This window comes from Streptomyces sp. A18 (assembly GCF_059026065.1).
In genome coordinates this window covers 97419-117999 of sequence record NZ_JBWLKL010000019.1, presented here as the reverse complement: position 1 = coordinate 117999, position 20581 = coordinate 97419, and the positions used below count along the sequence as shown (strand labels likewise).

13 protein-coding genes are annotated in these 20581 nt (G+C 71.4%); 3 read left to right on the top strand and 10 right to left on the bottom strand.

The window, feature by feature from the left end:
* Nucleotides 1-99 precede the first annotated feature (99 nt).
* From AC5P1C_RS26635 to AC5P1C_RS26625, 3 genes are all read right to left on the bottom strand, one after another.
* Nucleotides 100-795: a LolA-like protein gene (locus tag AC5P1C_RS26635; protein WP_493868453.1), complete on the bottom strand. Its 696-nt coding sequence runs from the start codon at nucleotides 793-795 to the stop codon at nucleotides 100-102.
* A gap of 189 nt (nucleotides 796-984) precedes the next feature.
* Nucleotides 985-4419 carry an ATP-dependent helicase gene (locus tag AC5P1C_RS26630; RefSeq protein WP_493868452.1) on the bottom strand — a complete coding sequence of 1145 codons (3435 nt, stop codon included), beginning with the start codon at nucleotides 4417-4419 and terminating at the stop codon, nucleotides 985-987.
* A gap of 167 nt (nucleotides 4420-4586) precedes the next feature.
* Entirely contained in the window at nucleotides 4587-5090 is a 504-nt protein-coding gene (locus tag AC5P1C_RS26625) for an MGMT family protein (protein WP_493868451.1), read from the bottom strand.
* A 161-nt stretch (nucleotides 5091-5251) separates the two neighbouring features.
* Between AC5P1C_RS26625 and AC5P1C_RS26620 the strand changes: the two genes are divergently transcribed.
* The 3 genes from AC5P1C_RS26620 (at nucleotide 5252) to AC5P1C_RS26610 (ending at nucleotide 11595) form a co-directional block, all read left to right on the top strand.
* Entirely contained in the window at nucleotides 5252-8245 is a 2994-nt protein-coding gene (locus tag AC5P1C_RS26620; protein WP_493868450.1) for a lysylphosphatidylglycerol synthase transmembrane domain-containing protein, read from the top strand.
* A 126-nt stretch (nucleotides 8246-8371) separates the two neighbouring features.
* Complete coding sequence (locus AC5P1C_RS26615; protein WP_493868449.1) at nucleotides 8372-9925, top strand: alpha/beta hydrolase; 1554 nt, start codon at nucleotides 8372-8374, stop codon at nucleotides 9923-9925.
* 107 nt (nucleotides 9926-10032) lie between these two features.
* Complete coding sequence (locus AC5P1C_RS26610; protein WP_493868448.1) at nucleotides 10033-11595, top strand: alpha/beta hydrolase; 1563 nt, start codon at nucleotides 10033-10035, stop codon at nucleotides 11593-11595.
* Between the two features lie 123 nt (nucleotides 11596-11718).
* Here AC5P1C_RS26610 and moeZ read toward each other — a convergent pair whose 3' ends face one another.
* The 7 genes from moeZ to AC5P1C_RS26575 all read right to left on the bottom strand — a co-directional run bounded on the left by moeZ (nucleotide 11719) and on the right by AC5P1C_RS26575 (nucleotide 20445).
* A complete protein-coding gene (gene moeZ / locus AC5P1C_RS26605) occupies nucleotides 11719-12897 on the bottom strand; it encodes an adenylyltransferase/sulfurtransferase MoeZ (protein WP_493868447.1) in 1179 nt (392 codons plus the stop codon).
* 97 nt (nucleotides 12898-12994) lie between these two features.
* Nucleotides 12995-13744 (bottom strand): spherulation-specific family 4 protein, encoded by a 750-nt coding sequence (locus AC5P1C_RS26600; protein WP_493868446.1) that lies wholly within the window; start codon nucleotides 13742-13744, stop codon nucleotides 12995-12997.
* On the bottom strand, nucleotides 13732-14685 hold the full coding sequence (locus AC5P1C_RS26595; RefSeq protein WP_493868445.1) for an NAD-dependent epimerase/dehydratase family protein: 954 nt from the start codon (nucleotides 14683-14685) through the stop codon (nucleotides 13732-13734). Before AC5P1C_RS26595 ends, AC5P1C_RS26600 begins: the two co-directional genes overlap by 13 nt.
* Nucleotides 14686-14863: 178 nt before the next feature.
* Nucleotides 14864-16093, bottom strand: a complete 1230-nt coding sequence (locus tag AC5P1C_RS26590; protein ID WP_493868444.1) for a hypothetical protein — start codon at nucleotides 16091-16093, stop codon at nucleotides 14864-14866.
* The gene (locus AC5P1C_RS26585; RefSeq protein ID WP_493868443.1) at nucleotides 16090-17820 is read right to left on the bottom strand and encodes a DUF3492 domain-containing protein; all 1731 of its coding nucleotides are present in this window, start codon (nucleotides 17818-17820) and stop codon (nucleotides 16090-16092) included. Before AC5P1C_RS26585 ends, AC5P1C_RS26590 begins: the two co-directional genes overlap by 4 nt.
* A 256-nt stretch (nucleotides 17821-18076) precedes the next feature.
* Entirely contained in the window at nucleotides 18077-19447 is a 1371-nt protein-coding gene (locus AC5P1C_RS26580) for a DUF3152 domain-containing protein (RefSeq protein ID WP_493868442.1), read from the bottom strand.
* An 8-nt stretch (nucleotides 19448-19455) separates the two neighbouring features.
* Nucleotides 19456-20445, bottom strand: coding sequence for an alpha/beta fold hydrolase (locus tag AC5P1C_RS26575; protein ID WP_493868441.1), 990 nt, complete (start codon nucleotides 20443-20445; stop codon nucleotides 19456-19458).
* Nucleotides 20446-20581: the final 136 nt, after the last annotated feature.

Below are 20581 nucleotides of genomic sequence, written 5' to 3'. Positions count from 1 at the left end.
CTTTCAGTGGCCGCCGCCGCTCAGGCGTCAGGCCATTTCTGTCAGGCCTTTTCTGTCAGGCCTTTTCTGCCAGGGCTTTTCTGCCAGGCCTTCGTGACGTCAGGACTTCATGAGCTCTTCGAGGTCCACGACCTCGTTCGGCGCCGGGGCCTTGATCGCGACCGACTTGCCGTAGTCGGTGAAGTTCATCGTGCCCGGGTCCGACTCGCCGGTCGTGACGACCTTGAGGAAGTACGGCTTGCCCTCGGCGGCGACGTAGAAGGTGGTCTTCTTGCCCGACTTGTCCTTCGTGAGCACGGCCGCCTTCTTGCCGTCGACCTCGGCGTCCTTCTCACGCTTGAGCTTCTTGAGGTCCTTGGACTGGAACATGGCGTCCGCGTCGCAGACGCTCTTGCCCTGGGCGTTCGGCGTCTTCACCCACTTGCCCTCGAACTGCGAGGTCTTGCCGGCGCCGCCCATGGCGTTCTCCCAGTAGGCCTTGTCGCCCTTCATGTACTGGGTGTCGCCGGACACGAGGAACTCCGCGGTGCCGCCCGCTCCGCCGTCCATCTTCCCCTCGCAGTCACCGGACTTGGCGACGGAGAAGTCGACCTTGAGCGGCTTGCTGTCCTGCTTGCCCTCGCCGGTCACCTTGAAGGAGCCCGCGTCCTTGGACGCGTCGGCCGCCTTCTTGGCGATCTTGTCGGCGCTCATCCCCTCGAAGGGGTCCTTCTCCTCGCTGGAGCAGCCCGTGACGGCGACGAAGGCGGCGGAACAGGCGACCGCCGCGGCCAGGAGCTTCCGGTTGGCTGCCATGTCTGTATCTCCTCGGGACGGTGCACGATCGGAGGGTTCACTGGTGCACAAATCAGCTTTACCGAGACCTTAGATGGCCTGTGAGGCTGCTATGAACGTGAGTGCCGTGACGTGAGCTTGGCCACCAACCGCACTGGTTGTCGCCCCCTGGGGCCCTGGCCCCCGAGCTTCCTGGCCCCCGAGCCCCCGTCAGTCCACGACTTGCCGGCCCTCCGGCCGCGCGCTGCACGAGGCGCGGAAGGCGCAGTGGGTGCACTGCTGGCCCGTGGTGGGCGAGAAGCGTTCGTCGAGGACCTTGCCCGCGGCGGTGGCCAGGAGGTCGCCCACCCATTCCCCCGAGAGCGGCTCCTGGGCCTGCACCTTGGGGAGGGTCTCGCCGCCGTCCTTCTTGGCGGCGCCCTGGCGCAGCTGCACCAGTTCCGCTCCGCCCGCTTCCGGACGTACGCCTTCGAAGGCGTCGTCGACCGCACCCTCGCGGAGGGCGAGCTGGTAGACGGCGAGCTGCGGATGGCGGGCCACTTCGGCGGCGCTGGGGGTCTGTTTGCCGGTCTTGAAGTCGACTACGTAGGCGCGGCCTTGCGCGTCCTGCTCGACGCGGTCCATGGAGCCGCGCACGCGTACTTCGTAGGGGCCCGCTTCGAGGGTCACGTCGAAGTCGTGCTCGCTGCTGACGGGGGTGCGGCTCGCGCGGTCCGTCACATGCCACTGGAGGAAGCGCTCGAGCGCCACGCGCGCGTGCTCCTTCTCCTGTGCCGACTTCCAGGGGGCGTCGAAGGCCAGCGCATCCCAGACCGAGTCGAGGCGCTCCATGAGGACGGCGAGGTCGGCGGGTGTCCTGCCGGACGCGACCTCGTCGGCCAGGACGTGCACCACATTGCCGAAGCCTTGGGCGGCGGTCGCCGGGGCGTCCGCCTTCACCTCGCGGCCCAGGAACCACTGCAGGGAACAGGTGTTGGCGAGCTGGTCCAGCGCGCTTCCGGAGAGGACGACGGGCTTGTCGCGGTCCCTCAGGGGGACTTCGCTCGCCGTCGGCTCGTACATGCCCCACCAGCGGTAAGGGTGCGCGGACGGCACGAGGGGACGCCCGTCGGCGTCGCTCAGGGCTGCGAGCCGGGCGAGGCGGTGCGCGGCGGCCTCGCGCAGCGGCTCCGAGACCCGGGGGTCGACGGTGGTGGCCCGCAGCTCGGCGACGAGCGCGGAGACGGACAGGGGGCGGCGGGGGCGGCCCGTTATGTCCTTGGGCTCGACGCCGAGTTCAGTGAGGAAACGGGAGGGCTGGTCGCCGTCGTCCGCGGGCGCCTTGACTGCGGTGACGACGAGGCGTTCACGCGCGCGCGTGGCGGCCACGTAGAACAACCGGCGCTCTTCGGAGAGGAGCGCTCCGGGGGTGAGGGGCTCGGCGAGGCCGTCGCTTCCGATGCGGTCGGCCTCCAGGAGGGAGCCGCGGCGGCGCAGGTCGGGCCAGAGGCCCTCCTGGACGCCCGCGACCACCACGAGCCGCCACTCCAGGCCCTTGGAACGGTGCGCCGTCATCAGGCGTACGGCTTCGGGGCGTACGGCCCTGCGCGTGAGGGTGTCCGCGGCGATGTCCTGTGCCTCGGTCTCCTCGAGGAAGTTGAGGGCGCCGCGCCCGCCGGTGCGCTCCTCTGCGCGCGAGGCGTACGCGAACAGGGCGCAGACCGCGTCGAGATCCCGGTCCGCGTTGCGCCCTGCGGCGCCGCCGCGGCGCGCGGTCCGTTCGAGGCGGCGCGGCCACGGTGTGCCGTCCCACAGCTCCCAGAGCGCCTCCTCGGCGGTGCCGCCGCCCGCGAGCCGCTCACGGGCCTTGCGGAGCAGCGCACCCAGCCGCTGGGCGCCTCGCGCGTACGCGGGGTCGTGTGCGACGAGCCGCTCCGGTTCGGCGAGCGCACGGGCAAGCAGCTCGTCGGAGGGCGGCGGCAGATGATTCCCGGCGGCACGCTCCTCCGCCCGGAGGGCCCGCCCGAGGCGACGGAGATCGGCGGCGTCCATGCCGGCGAGGGGGGACGTGAGAAGGGCGAGGGCGGTCTCGGTGTCGAGCCAGGTGGCGGCTGCTGCGGGGTGGGGGGCGGACGGGGCTTCGGGGTGGGGCCCTGGCTCGGGTGCGGTGTCCGGCACTGGAGCGGCGTCCGGCACGGACTCGGTCACGGGCGCCGACCCCGGCCCCGACCCCGGCACCCGCACCGGCTCCGACGCCTCCGACACCACCGCCCCCGCCACCGCCCGCAGCGCCGTAAGCAGTGGTGTCACCGCCGGTTCGTGGCGCAGTGCGATGTCGTCGCCGTCGACGTCCAGGGGGACGCCTGCGGCGGTGAGGCTGCGGCGGACCGCGGGGATCGTGTGGGCTCCCGCGCGGACCAGGACCGCCATCTCGCTCCAGGGGACGCCGTCCTCCAGATGCGCGCGGCGCAGGATGTCCGCGATGTTGTCGAGCTCGGCGCCCGACGTCGGGTACGTGTACGACTCGACGTGACCGCCCTCGCGGACCGCCGCGAGCTCCCTGTGGGCCCGTACCTTCTCCGCGGGCAGCCTCGTCAGCGGCATGCGCCGAGTGAGCAGGCGGGTGGCCGCGAGGAGACCGGCGCCCGACCTGCGGGACGTCGTCAGGACCTCGACCGGCGCCGGGGTGCCCTCCGCGCGCGGGAAGTCATGGGGGAACTCCAGGATGCCGTTCACGTCAGCGCCCCGGAAGGTGTAGATCGACTGGTCCGGGTCGCCGAACGCCACGAGGGAGCGCCCGCCCCCGGCCAGCGCGTGCAGCAGTCGTACCTGCGCCGGATCCGTGTCCTGGTACTCGTCCACGAACACCGCGTCGTACTGCGCGCCGAGTGCCCGCGCGACTTCGGGACGCCGCGCGAGCAGCACCGCGCGGTGCACGAGTTCCGCGTAGTCGAGCACTCCTTGCATGTCGAGTACGTCCAGGTACTCCGCGAGGAAGGCTGCCGCCGCGCCCCAGTCCGGGCGCCCCGCGCGGCGGGCGAAGGCGTCCAGGGCGTCGGGGCCGAGGCCCAGTTCACGGCTCCGGGCGAGCACCGCGCGCACTTCGTCGGCGAAGCCACGCGTCGTCAGACAGGCGCGCAGCTCGTCCGGCCAGCGGACGTGGGAGCGCCCCTCGGCGGCCAAGTCGATCTGGCCCGCGAGCAGCTCTCGTACCGCCACGTCCTGCTCCGGACCCGAGAGGAGCCGCAGCGGCTCGACGAACAGGTCCGCGTCCTGGTGGGCGCGGATGAGGGCGTAACAGAAGGAGTGGAAGGTCGTCGCCTGCGGGGCGTTGGCCGTTCCTATGCGCAGCGCCATGCGGTCGCGCAGTTCCACCGCTGCCTTGCGGCTGAAGGTGAGGATCAGGACCCGCTCCGGCTCCGTGCCCTTCGCGATCCGCGCGGCGACGGACTCCACGAGCGTCGTCGTCTTGCCCGTTCCGGGCCCCGCGAGGACGAGCAGCGGCCCTCCGGGGTGGTCAACCACCGCACGCTGCCGTGCGTCAAGACGAGGAGGGTCCACGCGGACCGGCGGCGTACGCACCAGTCGATAGGCGCCCTGGGCCCCCTGTCGCACCTGGAGGTGCGACGGGTGCCGGGTGTGCCGGGCGGAAGAAGTGGAGCTCACGTGGATCGCCGGTCCTGGTGGGTGTACGTGGTGAAAAACGGCTGTGCGATGGCTGCGGGGTGAGAGAAATGCGTGCTGTCGACGCTACGCCAGCGGGCGTGCGGGACGCGTGGCTTCCCCCGTACGGGCCACCGGCCCCCCGCGGCGCCGCGGGATGGCCGAAGCTGTCAGGTGTGAGCCCCCGGAGCCTGTGGGCGAGCGGCGCCGCCGCTTCCTGCCGCGTCGCCGCCCCCGCGCGAAGCCACGCCCCCGCCGTCACCTTCACGCGAAGCCACGCCGTCACTCGCGCGCGGGTGCGCGCCGTCACCCCCCGTCGAGGCATCTCCGTCCCAGCGCGCCCGCCGCATGTCGAGGCGCGGCACGTGGCCCTCGGACACGCGGCTCGCCTCACGCAGCGGCGTGCCCTCCGCGCGGTAGTGGCCGAGCGCCCGCAGCTCGTGGCCCGGCAGCAGCCGACCGTCCGCGCGCACCACGCGCCACCACGGAACCGCGTCTCCGTAGAGGGCCATCACCCGGCCGACCTGACGGGGGCCGCCCTCCTCCAGCCACTCCGCGACGTCCCCGTACGTCATCACCCGCCCCGGAGGGATCAGCTCCGCGACCTCGAAGACCCGCTCGGCGTACTCCGGGTACCTCGAGAGCCCCTGCTCCGGTCCGCTCTCCTCGCTCATCCGGTCCATCCTGCCGTACCCCACCGACACCGTGACCGCCCCGCGACAGAGTGTGCGGTAGGAGACAAACTGGAGCTGGGTGAACACTTTGGACCCCCGCATTGCACCCTGATGCCCCCCTCTGTCGGCGGGGCATGCCACCATCGTGCGGGCGGTGACTGGTGATACGAGATCAAGAAGAGGCGACGGAGCAGCAGGATGTGCACCCGGATGAGACGGCGGGCACCCCTGCGGCCGAGGCGCACCCGGACACCGGTGGGCACTCCCTGAAGAAGCACGAGAAGCACGAGAAGCCGGGCCACGAGAAGTTCGAGAAGCCGGGCCATGGGAAGTCCGAGAAGCCGGGCAGCGGCGAGAAGCCCGGCCAGGACGAGGCCGAGCAGCACCCACCCACCGCCCCCGTTCCCGACGACCACACCGACAACCACACCGAGAACCGCCCCGAGGACCGCTCCGACGGCGACCTCGCCGAAGGTGACCGCACCAAAGGCGACCGCACCGACAGCGACGACTGCGCCAACGGCGAGGGCGAAGGCGCCCACCCCGACCGCGTCGCCGGTGACGAACCGCTGCTCGCCGCCCGCGTGCACCGTCCATCGGACCTGATGCGGCTGCTCGTCGGCATCCTCGGCATCGCCATCGTCCTCGCCATCGCCGCGTTCGCGCACGGCACGACATCCGGTCTCGCCCAGGACATCGACAAGGGCACGGACCAGGCACCGGACCTCCTGATCAAGTTCGCGGGTCTCACCGCGAGCATCGGCGTCCTGCTAGTCCCGGTCGCCTTCGCCATCGAGCGCCTGGTCAAGCGGGACGGACTACGCATCGCCGACGGCGTCCTCGCGGCCGTCCTCGCGCACGGCGTCACGCTCGCCACCGACCTCTGGGTCGCCCAGGCCGCACCGGACTCCATCCAGGAGGCGCTGACCCGGCCGTCGCCCGGTGAACTGCACGCGCTCACCGACCCCGTGCACGGCTATCTCGCCCCCGTCATCGCGTACATGACCGCCGTCGGGATGTCCCGAAGGCCACGTTGGCGGGTCGTCCTGTGGGTGGTGCTGCTGCTCGACGCCTTCACGATGCTGGTCACCGGCTACACGACGCCGTTCTCGATCATCCTGACGGTCCTGCTCGGCTGGAGCGTGGCCTACGGAACGCTCTACGCGGTCGGTTCGCCGAACGTCCGCCCCACCGGCCAGACGCTCCTCGCCGGTCTGCGGCACGTCGGCTTCCACCCGGTGAGCGCGGCCCGCGAGGAGTCCCCGGACAGCGAGCACGGCGACCGGGGCCGCCGCTACTTCGTCACCCTCGAGGACGGCCCGCCCCTGGACGTCACGGTCATCGACCGCGAGCAGCAGGCGCAGGGCTTCTTCTACCGCGTATGGCGCAGGCTCACGCTGCGCGGCATCACCCAGCGCCGCAGCCTGCAGTCGCTGCGCCAGGCACTGGAGCAAGAGGCGCTCCTCGCGTACGCGGCGATCGCGGCCGGGGCCAACGCGCCCAAGCTGATCGCCACCTCCGAGCTCGGTCCTGACGCGGTGATCCTCGTCTACGAGCACACGGGCGGCCGCACCCTGGACTCGCTGCCGGCCGACGTCATCACCGATGAGCTGCTGTGCGACACCTGGCGGCAGGTGCAGGCGCTCCAGTCACGGCGGATCGCGCACCGCAGGCTCGCGGGCGACGCGATTTTGGTGGATCGTTCCGGCACGGTCATCCTGACCGATCTGCGGGGCGGTGAGATCGCCGCCGGTGACCTGGTCCTGCGGATGGACATCGCCCAGCTCCTGACCGCCTTCGGCCTGCGCGTGGGCGCCGAGCGCGCCGTCGCGACCGCGGTCGACGTGCTCGGTCCGGACACGGTCGCGGACTGTCTGCCGCTGCTCCAGCCCATCGCCCTGACCCGCTCCACCCGCGGGACCCTGCGCAAGCTGGCCAGGGAGCGGTCCCAGCGCGAGCGCGAGGCGGTCCTGGAGGCGTCCCGCAAGGACAAGGTGGCGCGCGCCGCGGAGGCGGACATCGAAACGGCCGCGGACGCGGCACAGACCGTCGAGGGTCCCAAGGGGCCCGACCGCAAGACCGTGCGCGCGGAGAAGCAGGCCGAGAAGCAGGCGATAGACGTCGCGCTCGACCAGGCACGCGAGGAGGATCTGCTCACCCAGATCCGTCACCAGGTGCTGCTCATCCGGCCGCAGGCGCCCGTGGAGCCCGCTCAGCTGGAGCGGATCAGGCCGCGCACGCTGATCAGCTTCATCGCCGGTGCCATCGGCGCGTACTTCCTGCTCTCACAGCTCACCCACGTCGACTTCAACACGATCATCGGCGAGGCCGAGTGGGGCTGGGTCGCCGTGGCGGTGGCCTGCTCGGCGCTGAGCTACTTCGCGGCGGCGATGAGCCTGCTCGGCTTCGTGCCGGAGCGCGTGCCGTTCCTGCGGGCGGTGCAGGCGCAGGTCGCCGGTTCGTTCGTGAAGATCGTGGCGCCCGCCGCGGTGGGCGGCGTCGCGCTCAACACGCGTTTCCTGCAGCGCTCCGGAGTGCGCTCGGGCCTCGCGGTGGCGAGCGTCGGGGCCTCGCAGCTGTTCGGACTCGGCTCGCACATCATGCTGCTGATGATCTTCGGTTATGTGACCGGTACGGAGAAGACACCGTCCCTGTCGCCGTCCCGGACCGTCATCGCCGGTCTCCTCTCGGTCGCGGTGCTCGTCCTCGTGGTCACCGCGATCCCCTTCCTGCGGAAGTTCGTGGTCACGCGCGTGCGGTCGCTGTTCGCGGGCGTCGTGCCGCGCATGCTCGACGTGCTGCAGCGCCCGCAGAAGCTGCTCACCGGCATCGGCGGCATGCTGCTCCTGACGCTCCTGTTCGTGCTCTGTCTCGACGCTTCGGTACGTGCCTTCAGCACTACGGAGATGAAGCCGCTGACCCTGGCCAGCGTCGCCGTGGTCTTCCTCGCCGGCAACGCGCTCGGCTCGGCGGCACCCACGCCCGGCGGTGTCGGGGCGGTCGAGGCGACGCTCACCTTCGGTCTAATCGCGGTGGGCGTGCCCAAGGACGTGGCGGCCCCCGCGGTGCTTCTGTACCGGCTCCTCACGCTGTGGCTGCCGGTGCTTCCGGGGTGGCTGTTCTTCAACCACCTGACAAGGAAGGGCCTTCTCTGAGGGAAGGGCCTTCTCCTGAGGGCGGGCCTTCTCCTGGGAGGGCCTTCTCCTGAGGAGGAGGAAGCCTGTCCACGGAAGGCCGAAGCAGTCGTGCGCCCCGTCTGCGCCCCCCGCAGGATGGGAAGCATGCCCAACCACAAGGCGCGTGCCGCCGCCACCGTCGTCCTGCTGTCTGCGACCCTCGCGGCCTGCGGCGGTGACGGCTCCAAGGACTCCGAGGCCTCCAAGGACACGGATCTGTCGGCCCAGGAGCTCAGCTGGAAGGACTGCCCCGCGCCCGATGCCGCCGAAGGCGGCGGTGAGCCCCCGTCCCCGCTGCCCGGTGGCGCCGAGTGGCAGTGCGCCACCATGAAGGCCCCACTCGACTGGGACAAGCCCAAGGGGGACACCCTTGACATCGCCCTGATCCGCGCCGGGGCGAGCGGCGACAAGGACCGGCGGATCGGCTCCCTCGTCTTCAACTTCGGTGGCCCCGGCGGCTCCGGAGTCACCACGCTGCCCGCCTTCGGAGAGGACTACGCCAAGCTGCGCACCCGCTACGACCTGGTGAGCTTCGACCCCCGCGGCGTCGGCCGCAGCGCGGGCATCAAGTGCGAGGACGACGAACAGCTCGACGCGTACTTCCAGGAGGACTCCACCCCCGACGACGGCGCCGAGCGCAAGAAGCTCATCGAGAACGTGAAGGGCTTCAACGGATCCTGCGAGAAGAACTCCGGCGAGGTGCTCCCCCACGTAGCCACCACCGACGCGGCCCGCGACATGGATCTGATGCGCCAGGTGCTCGGCGACGACAAGCTGCATTACTTCGGCATCTCGTACGGCACCGAACTGGGCGGCGTCTACGCGCACTTGTTCCCCAAGAGGGTGGGCCGCGCCGTCTTCGACGCGGTCGTCGACCCCACCGAGACGGGCGAACAGGGCTCGCTGGGCCAGGCGAAGGGTTTCCAGCTCGCGCTCGACAACTTCGCCAAGGACTGCACGTCGAAGGTCGAGGACTGCCCCGTCGGCGACACCGAGAAGGACGTCAAGGACAGGATCGCCAAGCTCCTCGAGGATCTGGACGCCAAGCCGCTGCCGGCCATCCCCCCGCGCGAACTGACGCAGACCGCTGCCACGAACGGCATCGCGCAGTCGCTGTACTCCCAGGACTTCTGGCCGTACCTCACCGAGGGCCTCGACCAGGCCTACGACGGCGACGGCAGGATCCTGATGACGCTCTCGGACTCCATGAACGGCCGCAACGAAGACGGCACCTACAGCAACATCCAGGCCGCCAACGTCTCCATCAACTGCGCGGACGACAAGGCGCGCTACACGCCGGAGTACGTCGAGGAGAAGCTCCCCGGGTTCCGCGAGGCGTCGCCGCTGTTCGGCGACTATCTGGCGTGGGGCATGGTCGGCTGCACCGACTGGGCCGTGGACGGCGCCGCCGAGCACCCGGACGTCAGCGCTCCGCAAGCGCCGCCCATCGTCGTCATCGGCAACACGGGCGACCCGGCCACGCCGTACGAGGGCGCGAAGAAGATGGCGGACGCGCTGGGCGAGGGCGTCGGCGTCCAGCTGACGTACAAGGGCCAAGGGCACGGGGCGTACGACAGCAAGAACAAGTGCGTGCGGGACGCGGTGAACGGCTACCTGCTCGACGGCACCGTGCCGAAGGAGGGCACGGTCTGTTCCTAGGGCCCAGTCTGCTCGTGACGACGGCGGGGCCACGCAGGGCGCCAAGATCCTTGTCAGTGACCCCGCCTACTATGGCTGGACTGTCTTGACGAGGGGGGAAGCGCTCCATGCCGCGTTTCGTACGGTCAGCCGCTCTGGCCGCCGCAGGGGTCCTGGTGGCGGGGCTCGCCGTCGGCTGCGGTGGTTCCGACGACGGGGGCAAGGACGACGCGAAGCCCGCGCCGACCGGCCCCGAGCAGTCGCCGAAGCCCGACCCCTCCTCCACCCTGCCCGCTTCGCTCACCGGCCAGAAGCTCGACTGGGGCGGCTGCAAGGCGAGCGGCGGCGACCCCGCACCCGGCTCCGAGTGGCAGTGCTCGACCCTCAAGGTCCCCTTGGACTACGAGAAGCCGGACGGCGAGACGATCGACGTCGCGCTGATCCGCGCCCGGTCCACCGGCGAGGGCAAGCGCGTCGGCTCGCTCCTGTTCAACTTCGGCGGACCCGGCGGCTCGGGCGTCTCCATGCTGCCGTCGTTCGCCGACATGTATGGAAATCTGCGCGAGCGGTACGACCTGGTGAGCTTCGACCCGCGCGGGGTCGCGGGCAGCGAGGGCGTGCGCTGCCGCAGCGACAAGGAGACGCAGGCCGCGGAGGCCGTCGACCTCACCCCGGACACCCCGGCCGAGGAAGCGGCGTACTTCAAGGACGCGGCCGACTTCGGCGCGGGCTGCGCGAAGGACGCGGGCAAGCTCCTCAGCCATGTCTCGACGGTCGAGGCCGCCCAGGACATGGACGTGATGCGCCAGGTCCTCGGCGACGAGAAGCTGCACTACATGGGCATTTCATACGGCACCGAACTGGGCGGCGTCTACGCGCACTTGTTCCCCAAGAAGGTGGGACGCCTCACCCTGGATGCCGTCGTCGACCCCAGCGCGGACTCGGTGGGCCATGCCAAGAACCAGGCGCGGGGCTTCCAGCGCGCCCTGGAGAACTATCTGAAGTCCTCGGGCCAGGACCCGAAGGAGGGCTCGCAGAAGATAGTGCGCCTCCTGAAGCGCCTCGACGCGAAGGCGCTGCCCGCATCGGACGACCGCAGGCTCACCCAGTCCCTGGCGCTCACCGGCATCACGGTCACGCTGTACAGCAAGCAGAGCTGGCCCGCCCTGACCCGCGGCCTGGAGGAGGCGGAGAAGGGCGACGGATCGGCGCTGCTCCAGCTGGCCGACGCGTACAACGAGCGGGATCCGTCCGGCGGTTACAGCACACAGAGCCACTCGCAGCGCTCGATATCCTGCCGCGACGCCAAGGCGCGGACGACTCCCGCGCAGGCGAAGGAGCAGCTCGGCGAGTTCCGCGGGATATCGCCGGTCTTCGGCGAGTTCATGGGCTGGGACACGGCGGGCTGGTGCCACGAGTGGCCGGTGGCGGGGCTGCACGACTCCCCCGACGTGAGCGCTCCGGGCGCGCCCCCGATCCTGGTCGTCGGCAACACGGGAGACCCGGCGACGCCCTACGAGGGTGCGCAGAAGATGGCCGACGAGCTCGGCAAGGGCGTGGGCACGATGCTGACCTGGAAGGGCGAGGGCCACGGGGCGTACGGCAGCGGGAGCGACTGCGTGGACGGCACGGTCAACGACTACTTGCTCGACGGAAAGGCTCCGAAGGACGGCAAGGTCTGCGAGAGCTGAGGGGACGATTCAGCCCGTCCGGCGTTTGAGGACGAGCCGTCAAGGCGATGTCTTGAGCCGCCCCGCCAACGGAGAGGGGCCCGCACCACAAGGTGCGGGCCCCTCTCCGTTCAAGCGCTACGCCTAGTAGACCGGCTTCGAGGGCTCGATCTGGTTGACCCAGCCGATGACGCCGCCGCCCACGTGCACCGCGTCCGAGAAGCCCGCGGACTTCAGCACGGCGAGGACTTCCGCGGACCGGACACCCGTCTTGCAGTGCAAGACGATCTTCTTGTCCTGCGGGAGGCTCTCCAGGGCGGTGCCCATGAGGAACTCGTTCTTCGGGATCAGCTTGGCGCCGGGGATCGAGACGATCTCCCACTCGTTCTGCTCGCGCACGTCGATGATCTCGATCTTCTCGTCCCCGTCGATCCACTCCTTGAGCTGCTTGGGAGTGATCGTCGAGCCGAGCGCCGCCTCCTGGGCCTCGTCCGACACGACGCCGCAGAAGGCTTCGTAGTCGATGAGCTCGGTGACGGTGGCGTTCGGGCCGCAGACCGCGCAGTCCGGGTCCTTGCGGACCTTGACCTGGCGGTACTGCATCTCCAGGGCGTCGTAGATCATCAGGCGCCCGACCAGCGGGTCGCCCACGCCGGCCAGGACCTTGATCGCCTCGGTGACCTGGATGGAGCCGATGGACGCGCAGAGCACGCCCAGGACGCCGCCCTCGGCGCAGGACGGGACCATGCCGGGGGGCGGGGGCTCCGGGTAGAGGCAGCGGTAGCACGGGCCGTGCTCGCTCCAGAAGACGGACGCCTGGCCGTCGAAGCGATAGATCGAACCCCATACGTACGGCTTGTTCAGCAGGACGCACGCGTCGTTGACCAGGTACCGCGTGGCGAAGTTGTCCGTGCCGTCGACGATCAGGTCGTACTGGCTGAAGATGTCCATCACGTTCTCGGCCTCGAGCCGCTCTTCGTGGAGGATCACGTTCACGTACGGGTTGATGCCGAGGACGGAGTCCTTCGCGGACGCCGCCTTGGAACGGCCGATGTCGGCCTGGCTGTGGATGATCTGGCGCTGCAGGTTCGACTCGTCGACCTCGTCGAACTCCACGATGCCGAGCGTGCCGACGCCCGCCGCCGCGAGGTACATCAGCGCCGGTGACCCGAGGCCGCCGGCGCCGACACACAGCACCTTGGCGTTCTTCAGCCGCTTCTGCCCGTCCATCCCGACGTCGGGAATGATCAGGTGGCGGGAGTACCTGCGAACCTCGTCGACGGTGAGCTCAGATGCTGGCTCGACCAGGGGTGGCAGCGACACGGGGACTCCGTTGGTCGGTGTTTCGGTGGGCCCCCCGCTCGAGTGGGATTCGAGAGTGGGGGAGGTTGTTCTCTCCGTAACACTGCCACGCCCTTCTTCATTCCGAGACGCCCGTTCCGATGCGCGAGACGATTTCGTCCCAGTACCCGGGCATCGACTCCCACGGGTCGTCCGCTCCACCGCTGTCCACCCGGTCGGTGAAGTAGATCGTCGACGCGCCCTGCCAGCGTGCGATGCGCAGCGCCTCGTCGAGATGGCCGCGCGGCATGCCGTGCACGAAGTGGCAGAAGCGCTCGGGCGGGTAGTCGGCGGTCCACTCGGCCACCTGTGACCAGCGGTAGTCGCTCCACGGACCCGAGAAGGTCACCAACTGGTCGCCGGATTCGGCGTATCCGGGATACGGGTGGGTCCCGTGCCCCAGGACGATGTGGGCGTCGTCGCAGAGCGCGCGCAGCGTCGTCACCGTCCTGCGCACCTCCGGGAGCGCCGCCCGCTCCGTGGGACAGCGGTCCAGGGAGAAGCCGTCGACCTGGTACCAGTCGAGGTAGCGGTGGGCGTCCGAGACGAGCTCCCCGAAGCCGCGGGCGCCGTACATCACGTCGAGGTGACCGAGAACACGCACGCCCGCGTTCCGCAGCCGCCCCGCCGCCTCCAGGCAGTGCGGGTCGGGCCGTTCCCCCGGCCCTCTGCTCACATTCAGGACGACCCAGTGCAAAGGGGTGGCGGGGCGGGTGAGTTCGGACCATTCGGCGGGGGCTACGAGGGGGTGCGCGAAGCCCGGGATGCCGAAGCCGAGACGTGTGTCGGTGTGCGCGGTGCCTGTGGCTGTGCTGGTCAGATGCGGCATGCCGCCTCCATCCAGATGTCGGCGAGTGATTCTTCGAGGTTGATCCGGGGGCGCCAGCCGAGCCGGTCGCGTGCGGTGCGCACGTCGGCCTGCTGCCAGCTGCCGCACCCGTCGGGGTAGGGATAGGCGGCCGGGCTCCCGTGGTCGGATTCGGTGCGGGGGTGCCCGATGGATTGCCGCATGACGCCTTGGTCGAGCTCGTGCAGGGCTCCGCCGTACCCGGCGACCCGCGCCAGGACGGCCGCCGCGTCACGCAGCCGCACGGCGCGGCCCGCGCCGATGTTCACGATCCCCTGGGCGGCGGAGAGCGAGGCGGCGTGCACGGCGCGCGCCACATCGCGTACGTCGATGAAGTCCCGCTGCACGCCGAGACCCCCGAGCTTGAGCTCGCCGTCACCGGCCTGCATGGCCCGCCGCATGGCCTCGGCGAGCCGCCCGAGCGGCGATCCGGCCGGGGTGCCGGGCCCGGCGGGCGAGAACACCCGCAGGACGACGGCGTCGAGCCCGGCCCCCAGAACCAGCTCGGTGGCGGCGAGCTTGCTGACTCCGTACGGTCCGCCGGGCCGGGGCACGGCGTCCTCGGCGGTGGACGATCCCGGCTGGCTCGGCCCGTACTCGGCGCCGCAGCCCAGCTGCACGAGCCGCGCCCCGCATCCGCTGCGGCGCAGGGCCTCGCAGATCGTGGCGACGGCGACGGTGTTGTGCCGGGTCAGCTCGCGGGCACCGCCCCGCGTCGCGCCCGCGCAGTTGATGACGACTCCCGGGTGCACGGCGTCCAGGAAGCGGGTGAGCGCGCCGGGGCTGCCGCTCGCGAGGTCGAACCGTACGTCCGAGTCGTCGCCGCGTCCGAGCGCGGTGAGCTGCACCGCCGGGTCGGCGAGCAGGCGGTCGGCGACGAACCGGCCGAGATATCCGTTGGCTCCGATCAGCAGCACCCTCATCGGGCGGCTCCCGGGTCGGATTCTCGGATGCTGAGGGTGCTCATCTGGCGTTCTCCTTCAGGGGTTTGCCGTGGTTCACGGGGTAAGGCCCGCGGTGTCGGCCCCGCGGGAGAGAAGGTCTTCGAGTGGAGCGTTTTCCCGTGCGGCCGGGAGGACCCGGCGGGGGCGGCGCGCATGCTCAAGCCCCGTCCGCATGCGCGGAGGCCCGGCTGAGCACCCGCGAGGAGTGGAGCAGCAGTACGCCCGCGGCGGCGCCGCACGCGACGACGGGTACGACGCCGGGCCCCCAGGCAAGGACCGCCTCGTCCACCGGAGCGGCCAGCCACCCGAACCCGGGCAGCCGCCCCCCGAACACCGAGGCGAGCGAGGCCGCCTCCACGGCACCCGCGGCCCCCAGCATCAGCAGGGGCGCCCGCGTGAACCCGTACGAGGAGAGCAGCCGGGAGAGCATCAGCAGCGCGCCGAGCGCCCCGGCCCCGGCGGACGCAGACACTCCGTAGACGGCACCGGCCCCTACGAGCAGGGCCCCCAGGGCGCACAGGTACAGCGCGACCACGCCGAGCAGCAACGGCCGCACGGAGGCGGTGAATTCAGCGAGCCCCCGGCTGAGCGCGAGTCGTCCCCGCGCCCCCACGGCGAACAGCCGCACGCACCACGCGGCGGGCGCCACAGCGAGCGAGAGCCCCAGCGCGGCGGCGGTCGGCGGCGCCCATGGGCCGTCGGAGCCGCCCGAGACGGCGGCCCGCAGCAGCCCGTCGCCGAAGAGGGCGTACGCGACGAGAAGGCACACCCACGCGTGCGTGGCGGGGGCGACAGGGTGGGCGGAGCGCAGCGGACCGTACCGAAGAGCCACGCGCAGCGCGACGGCTACGGCGAGCGATCCGCCGAGCCCCACCGCGAGCCGCGCACGCCCCTCGCTCAGGTCGAGCCCTGCGGCGGCGAGCCCGCACGCCACCCCCGGAAGGAGCGCGAACAGCGCCCATCCCGCGGGCACTTCGGGCGTCCCGCGCGAGGGAAGCGCCACAGGGACGCCGCGCTCCTCGTCATCGCGAGGCACGCGCGCGTACATCTCCTCGGCGAGCGCGAACACGTCCCGGTGCCGGAACCGCGCGGCGGTCCGGTCGGTCACTCCGTGCGCCTCGAGACCCGCGGCGATCTCCAGCGGGTCGACGGCTCGCTCGCACAGCTCCCGGTGCCGGTGCATCAGGGCCTTCACCGGGTCGACGCCACCGCGCCGGGCGGGCCTGGCACCGGCCGACGCCCCGACGCCGGTCCCGTCCCCGGCACCCCGCCAGGCCGCGGGCTCGCGCACCAGTGCCGCGTCGGCGACCAGCTCCTCCGACCGCATGTCCCAGCCGCCGGGGCTCTCCGGTGCCCGTGGCGCGTCCACCTTCTGTTCCTGGCTCATACGCCCGCCCCCTTCAACTGCTCCGGCTTCTCCGTCTCCTGCGCCCAGCTGGGCGCGCCGCCCGCACCCGTGCCCGCGTCGCCGCAGCCCGCGGCCACCGCCCACCGCCCCGGCATGTACGCCTCCGCCGGATTGCCGAACGGCACCGGCTCGCCCGCGTCGTCGAGCGCCTCCCTGCGCACCGGGCAGTGCGAGACGATCTCCAGGTAAATGCCGCGAAACGCCTCGATGTTCTGTTCCACGGTGAACAGTTCGAGCGCCCGCGCATGCGCCGCGGCCCCGAGCCGTTCGCGCCGCCCGGTGTCACGCAGCAACGCCACGCACGCCTCGGCGAGCGCCCGCGGATTGCGCGGCGGCACCACGAGCCCGGTGCCGCCGATGACCTCGACGACCGCGCCGACGTCCGTGGAGACCGTCGCGCGCCCGCAGAACATCGCCTCGACGAGGCTGATCGGGAAGCCCTCGACGACGCTCGACAGGACGACGACACTGCCCGCGGCGTACGCGTCCTCCAGCTCCGGCGTCTCGGGGGCGCCGATCTCCTCGAAGGACACGGGGTTGTCGCCGACCGCGTGCGCGCCGTCCGCCTCGTCCGGGAAGAGCTGCGCGGCGAGCGCCCTGCAGTGCGCGAGGTACGCGGCCGCCTCCTCGCCCTCCGCGGGCGCACCGACGATGCGCAGCCGCGCCTTCGGCTCGTCCTTGCGGACCTCCGCGAAGGCGTGGAGCAGGGAGATCAGGTCCTTGGCGGGCTCGATGCGTCCGACCCACAGGAGGGTGTCGGGGTCGCCCGGGTCCTCGCGCTCGCCGACCTCCGCGAAGCGGGAGGTCTCCATGCCCGGATAGACCGTGCGCAGCTTCGCCCGCTCGGCTCCGCACCGCTCCTGCCAGCGGCGGGCGTGCGTGTTGCCGGGCGTGATGATCTGGGCCTGGCGGTACACCTCGGCGGCGAGCCTGCCGTGGAAGGAGGTGAGCAGCGCCCGCGCCGGCGCGCTCAGCGCCTCTTCGCCGGTCGCGAGGTAGTGCGCCCGCAGCTGCACGCCGTACTCGGTGACCAGGAGCGGGACTCCGGAGAAGTGCTGGGCGAGGAGGCCGGGGAGTGCCGCGGGGCCGCCGGACGTGGCGTGGCACAGGTCCACCGCGCCGAGGCCGTCGTCGCCGTACCAGTCGAGGGAGAGCGGTCGCAGCGCGCGCTCCAGGTGGCCCGCCACGACGAGCAGGTCGGGCACCCGTGCGGTGCGTGCGGTGCGAAGTGCGCCCGGCGCGCGGCACGCGCCCTCCAGGGCGCGCACGGCGGCTTCGGAGCGCAGTGCGCCGACGAGTCCGCCCTGGTCGCGGGCGAGTTCGGCGAGGCCGTAGAGCGCACTGCCGAAACGGTCCGCCAACGCTTCGGAAGCGCCTGGGCCTTCACCGGCTCCGGCCGCCGTCCCGGCGTCGCACACCGCCGATGCCAGCGCGCCGAAGCACTCCGCGAAGCGCCGCCGCGCCCGCCGTCCGTACCCTGCCCCGAAGGCGACGCCGTCGTCGACCGTCCACAGAGGCGCCGTCCGCACGCGGTTCACCTGGGGCGGCAGCTCGATCCAGCCCTGCGCCTCCTGCCGCTCGCTGCGGCTGAGGGCGTAGACGTCGAATTCGTGCTGCTCGAGCCCGCGCACGAGCCGGTCACACCAGAGCCTGGCGTCACCGCTCACATACGGATAGCCACCCTCCGTAAGCAGTCCGATGCGCACGCGTACACCCCCGATCTCCCATGTAGAGAGCCGCCGTTGGACCGGAGGCTCGCAGCGGGACGAACGTATGCGGACATGCCAGTGGCGTGATGGACGGTTGTCCATCACGCCACCAAAAGGGGTGAACGGCAGTAACTTTCCTGCCCCGGTAGCGTTCCGTCGCGCTATGGCACGAGAGAGCGCTCTTTGACTACGGACCGTTAAGCTGCGGCCAGTTCCCTGCGGGCCGTGCGGCGCCGGTCACTTCACTTCCGTCTCAACTCTTGGGAAAAGCCCAGGGGTTGGCCTTGCACTTGATTCCGTCGTGATCGATGAACTTCGTCTGCTGCTGCATGACGGGCGCGAGTTGGCCGTCCTTCGTGCAGTCCGTGTGGTTGAAGCCGAGCCGGTGGCCGACCTCGTGGTTGATCAGCATCTGCCGGTACGGGTGGATGCGGTCGCCGTAGGTCTTGGCGCCCTGCGCCCAGCGGTAGGCATTGATCATGACGCGTTCCGTGGCCGCCGAGTCACAGGAGACGTTCTGCTCCATGGTGTCGAGCCCGGACTTCGCGCACCACTTCGCCGTCGTCCCGGGGCTGGCGAGCGTGATGACGAAATCGGGCTTCCCCGAAGAGATCCGCTCGAAGGTGCGGCCTCCGCCGTGCGCCCAGCTCCGTTCGTCGTTCAGGGTCTTCTGCACGGCCGACGCGAACAGCTCGCCGTCCAGGCCCATCCCCTTCTCGACGTCGACGCGGTAGCGGAACAACTGCCCCTTGCCGGGCGCCTTGTCGAACCCCGCCATCGCGTCGAAGTCGCCGGACGCCGTGAGCTTGGCGTCGAGCGGGTACTTCTCGGCCATCTTCGTCTCGTACGTCGCCGGGGCGGACTCAGGAGGCGTGGGACGGTCGTCCGAGCGGGACGCATCATCGCCGGCCTCGCGGCTGTCCTGGCCCTTGGCGGCCTGCGCCTGCGGGGCAGAATCCTTTGGCCCGTCCGTCACTTGGCCGGCCACCACGACCGCGAGGACGGTGGTGACAGCGGCGGCGGCTATCCCGGTGAAGGTGCGGCCCTTGCCGCCGCCCTTGCCGTCCGTGGCTTCGTCGTCCGCGGGGTCGCCGGGACCGTCGGCATCGGCGGACCACAGCTCTCCGTGGGCCTGCTCGTCCTCGTCGACCGCGCGGTCCCAGTCGGTGACGGAGGCGTACGGGTCGCGGGGCGGGGCTCCGGCCTGCATGGGCGAGGGGCGGCTCGCGCCGCCCCCGAAGAGGTCTTCGTCGGCGAACTCGTCGCCGAAGGCGTCCACGTAGTCACGCCGTGGCCCCGGGACGCGGGGCGGCGCACCCGGTACGCCGTAGGCGGCGCCCATCCGCGGCCCCGCTCCCCATGCCCCGCCCGGCTCGCGCTGCTCGGGGTGCCCACCACGGACGTGCGGCATGCCGTGCGCAGGAGTGGCCCGGGGCGTGCCCTGCGGCGGTGTGGCCTGCGGGAATCCGTGCGCGGGCGTGCCGCCGTCGCCCGGGGCGCGCCTGCGGCGTCCCGTACCGGCACCCGGCGGGCGTGCGCCCTGGGGCGGCGGTATGTCCGCGGTGTTCGTACTGCCCGTGTCGTCTGTGAGGTCCGCTGAACCCCGGCGGCTATGACGTCCCACTCGCCGCCTCAGCTCCTCGCGCCCGAACGGCCGGATCCAGGCAGGTCGTCTGTGTCCGCGAGGAGTTCGCGGACGGCCGTGGCCACCGTATCGGGATACTCCATCATCGCCACATGCCCCGCGTCCGGCAGCGTGAGCAGCCGTGAGTCACGGAACGCCGCGGCGGCCTTGCGGGCCATGCGGAACGAGACGAGCAGATCCCGGCCGCCGTAGATCAGCAGCGTCGGCGCGAGCACCCGCTCCGCCTGCCGCCACAGACCCTGCTGCCCGCCCAGTGTGTACGCGTTCACGATGCCGCGCGCCGAGCGGGCCATCGCGTCCCACATGTACGGAAGGGCGAGCCTGCGCTCCATCTCCCGCACGGCCGCGCTGTACCCCTCGGGCGAGACCCGGCCCGGGTCGCCGTAGCAGAGCCCCATGACGCCGCTGACGCGCTGCTCGGCCGACCAGTCCCTGGTGAGCCGGGTGAAGAGCTTCGCGACGCCGGGCACCGCGAGGAGCCCGGTCGGCAGGGCCGTGCGCTGCACCCGCAGCTCCGGGAGCGCGGGCGAGATCAGCGTGAGGGTGCGGACCAGGTCGGGGCGGACGGCGGCGACGCGGGTGCTGACCGCGCCGCCCATCGAATTGGCGATCAGATGGACGGGCCCGTCCTCGCGCGCGTCCAGATATCTGATGACCGCGCGCGCGTGACCGGTGATCGAGTAGTTGCCGTCGTCCGGCGGCGGCGAATCGCCGAACCCCGGCAGGTCGATCGCCGCACAGTCGACGACGTCCTCGAGCAGCGGCATCAGGGCCGACCAGTTCTGCGAGGATCCGCCGAGCCCGTGGACGTACAGCGCGGGGGGCAGCCCCTCGCGCACGGACGGTCTCGAACGCACCGAGAGCGTGAGCCCGGGGAGGGTGACCGAGCCGAGCTTCTCGCCCGGCGCGACCCCGACGGAGCCCGGTTTGGGCGCGACGGAGGCAGCGATCAGGTCCGGCAGCTCGGTCGAAGACATGCGGCAATGTTACGAGACGATCACACCGTGGTTCATGTGTTCGCCGTCACAGATCCGGCCGATGTCGCCCCGAGATCGCGTAGCGCCTGGTTCGGCAGTCTCCTAGGCTCATAGATGAGGGCGAACAGGGCACTCG

Coding starts and splice junctions, on each gene's coding strand:
- AC5P1C_RS26590 (WP_493868444.1), bottom strand. CDS start 16,093: ATGAGCCAGGAACAGAAGGTGGACGCGCCACGGGCACCGGAGAGCCCC.
- AC5P1C_RS26635 (WP_493868453.1), bottom strand. CDS start 795: ATGGCAGCCAACCGGAAGCTCCTGGCCGCGGCGGTCGCCTGTTCCGCC.
- AC5P1C_RS26575 (WP_493868441.1), bottom strand. CDS start 20,445: ATGTCTTCGACCGAGCTGCCGGACCTGATCGCTGCCTCCGTCGCGCCC.
- AC5P1C_RS26615 (WP_493868449.1), top strand. CDS start 8,372: ATGCCCAACCACAAGGCGCGTGCCGCCGCCACCGTCGTCCTGCTGTCT.
- AC5P1C_RS26610 (WP_493868448.1), top strand. CDS start 10,033: ATGCCGCGTTTCGTACGGTCAGCCGCTCTGGCCGCCGCAGGGGTCCTG.
- AC5P1C_RS26595 (WP_493868445.1), bottom strand. CDS start 14,685: ATGAGGGTGCTGCTGATCGGAGCCAACGGATATCTCGGCCGGTTCGTC.
- AC5P1C_RS26625 (WP_493868451.1), bottom strand. CDS start 5,090: ATGAGCGAGGAGAGCGGACCGGAGCAGGGGCTCTCGAGGTACCCGGAG.
- AC5P1C_RS26600 (WP_493868446.1), bottom strand. CDS start 13,744: ATGCCGCATCTGACCAGCACAGCCACAGGCACCGCGCACACCGACACA.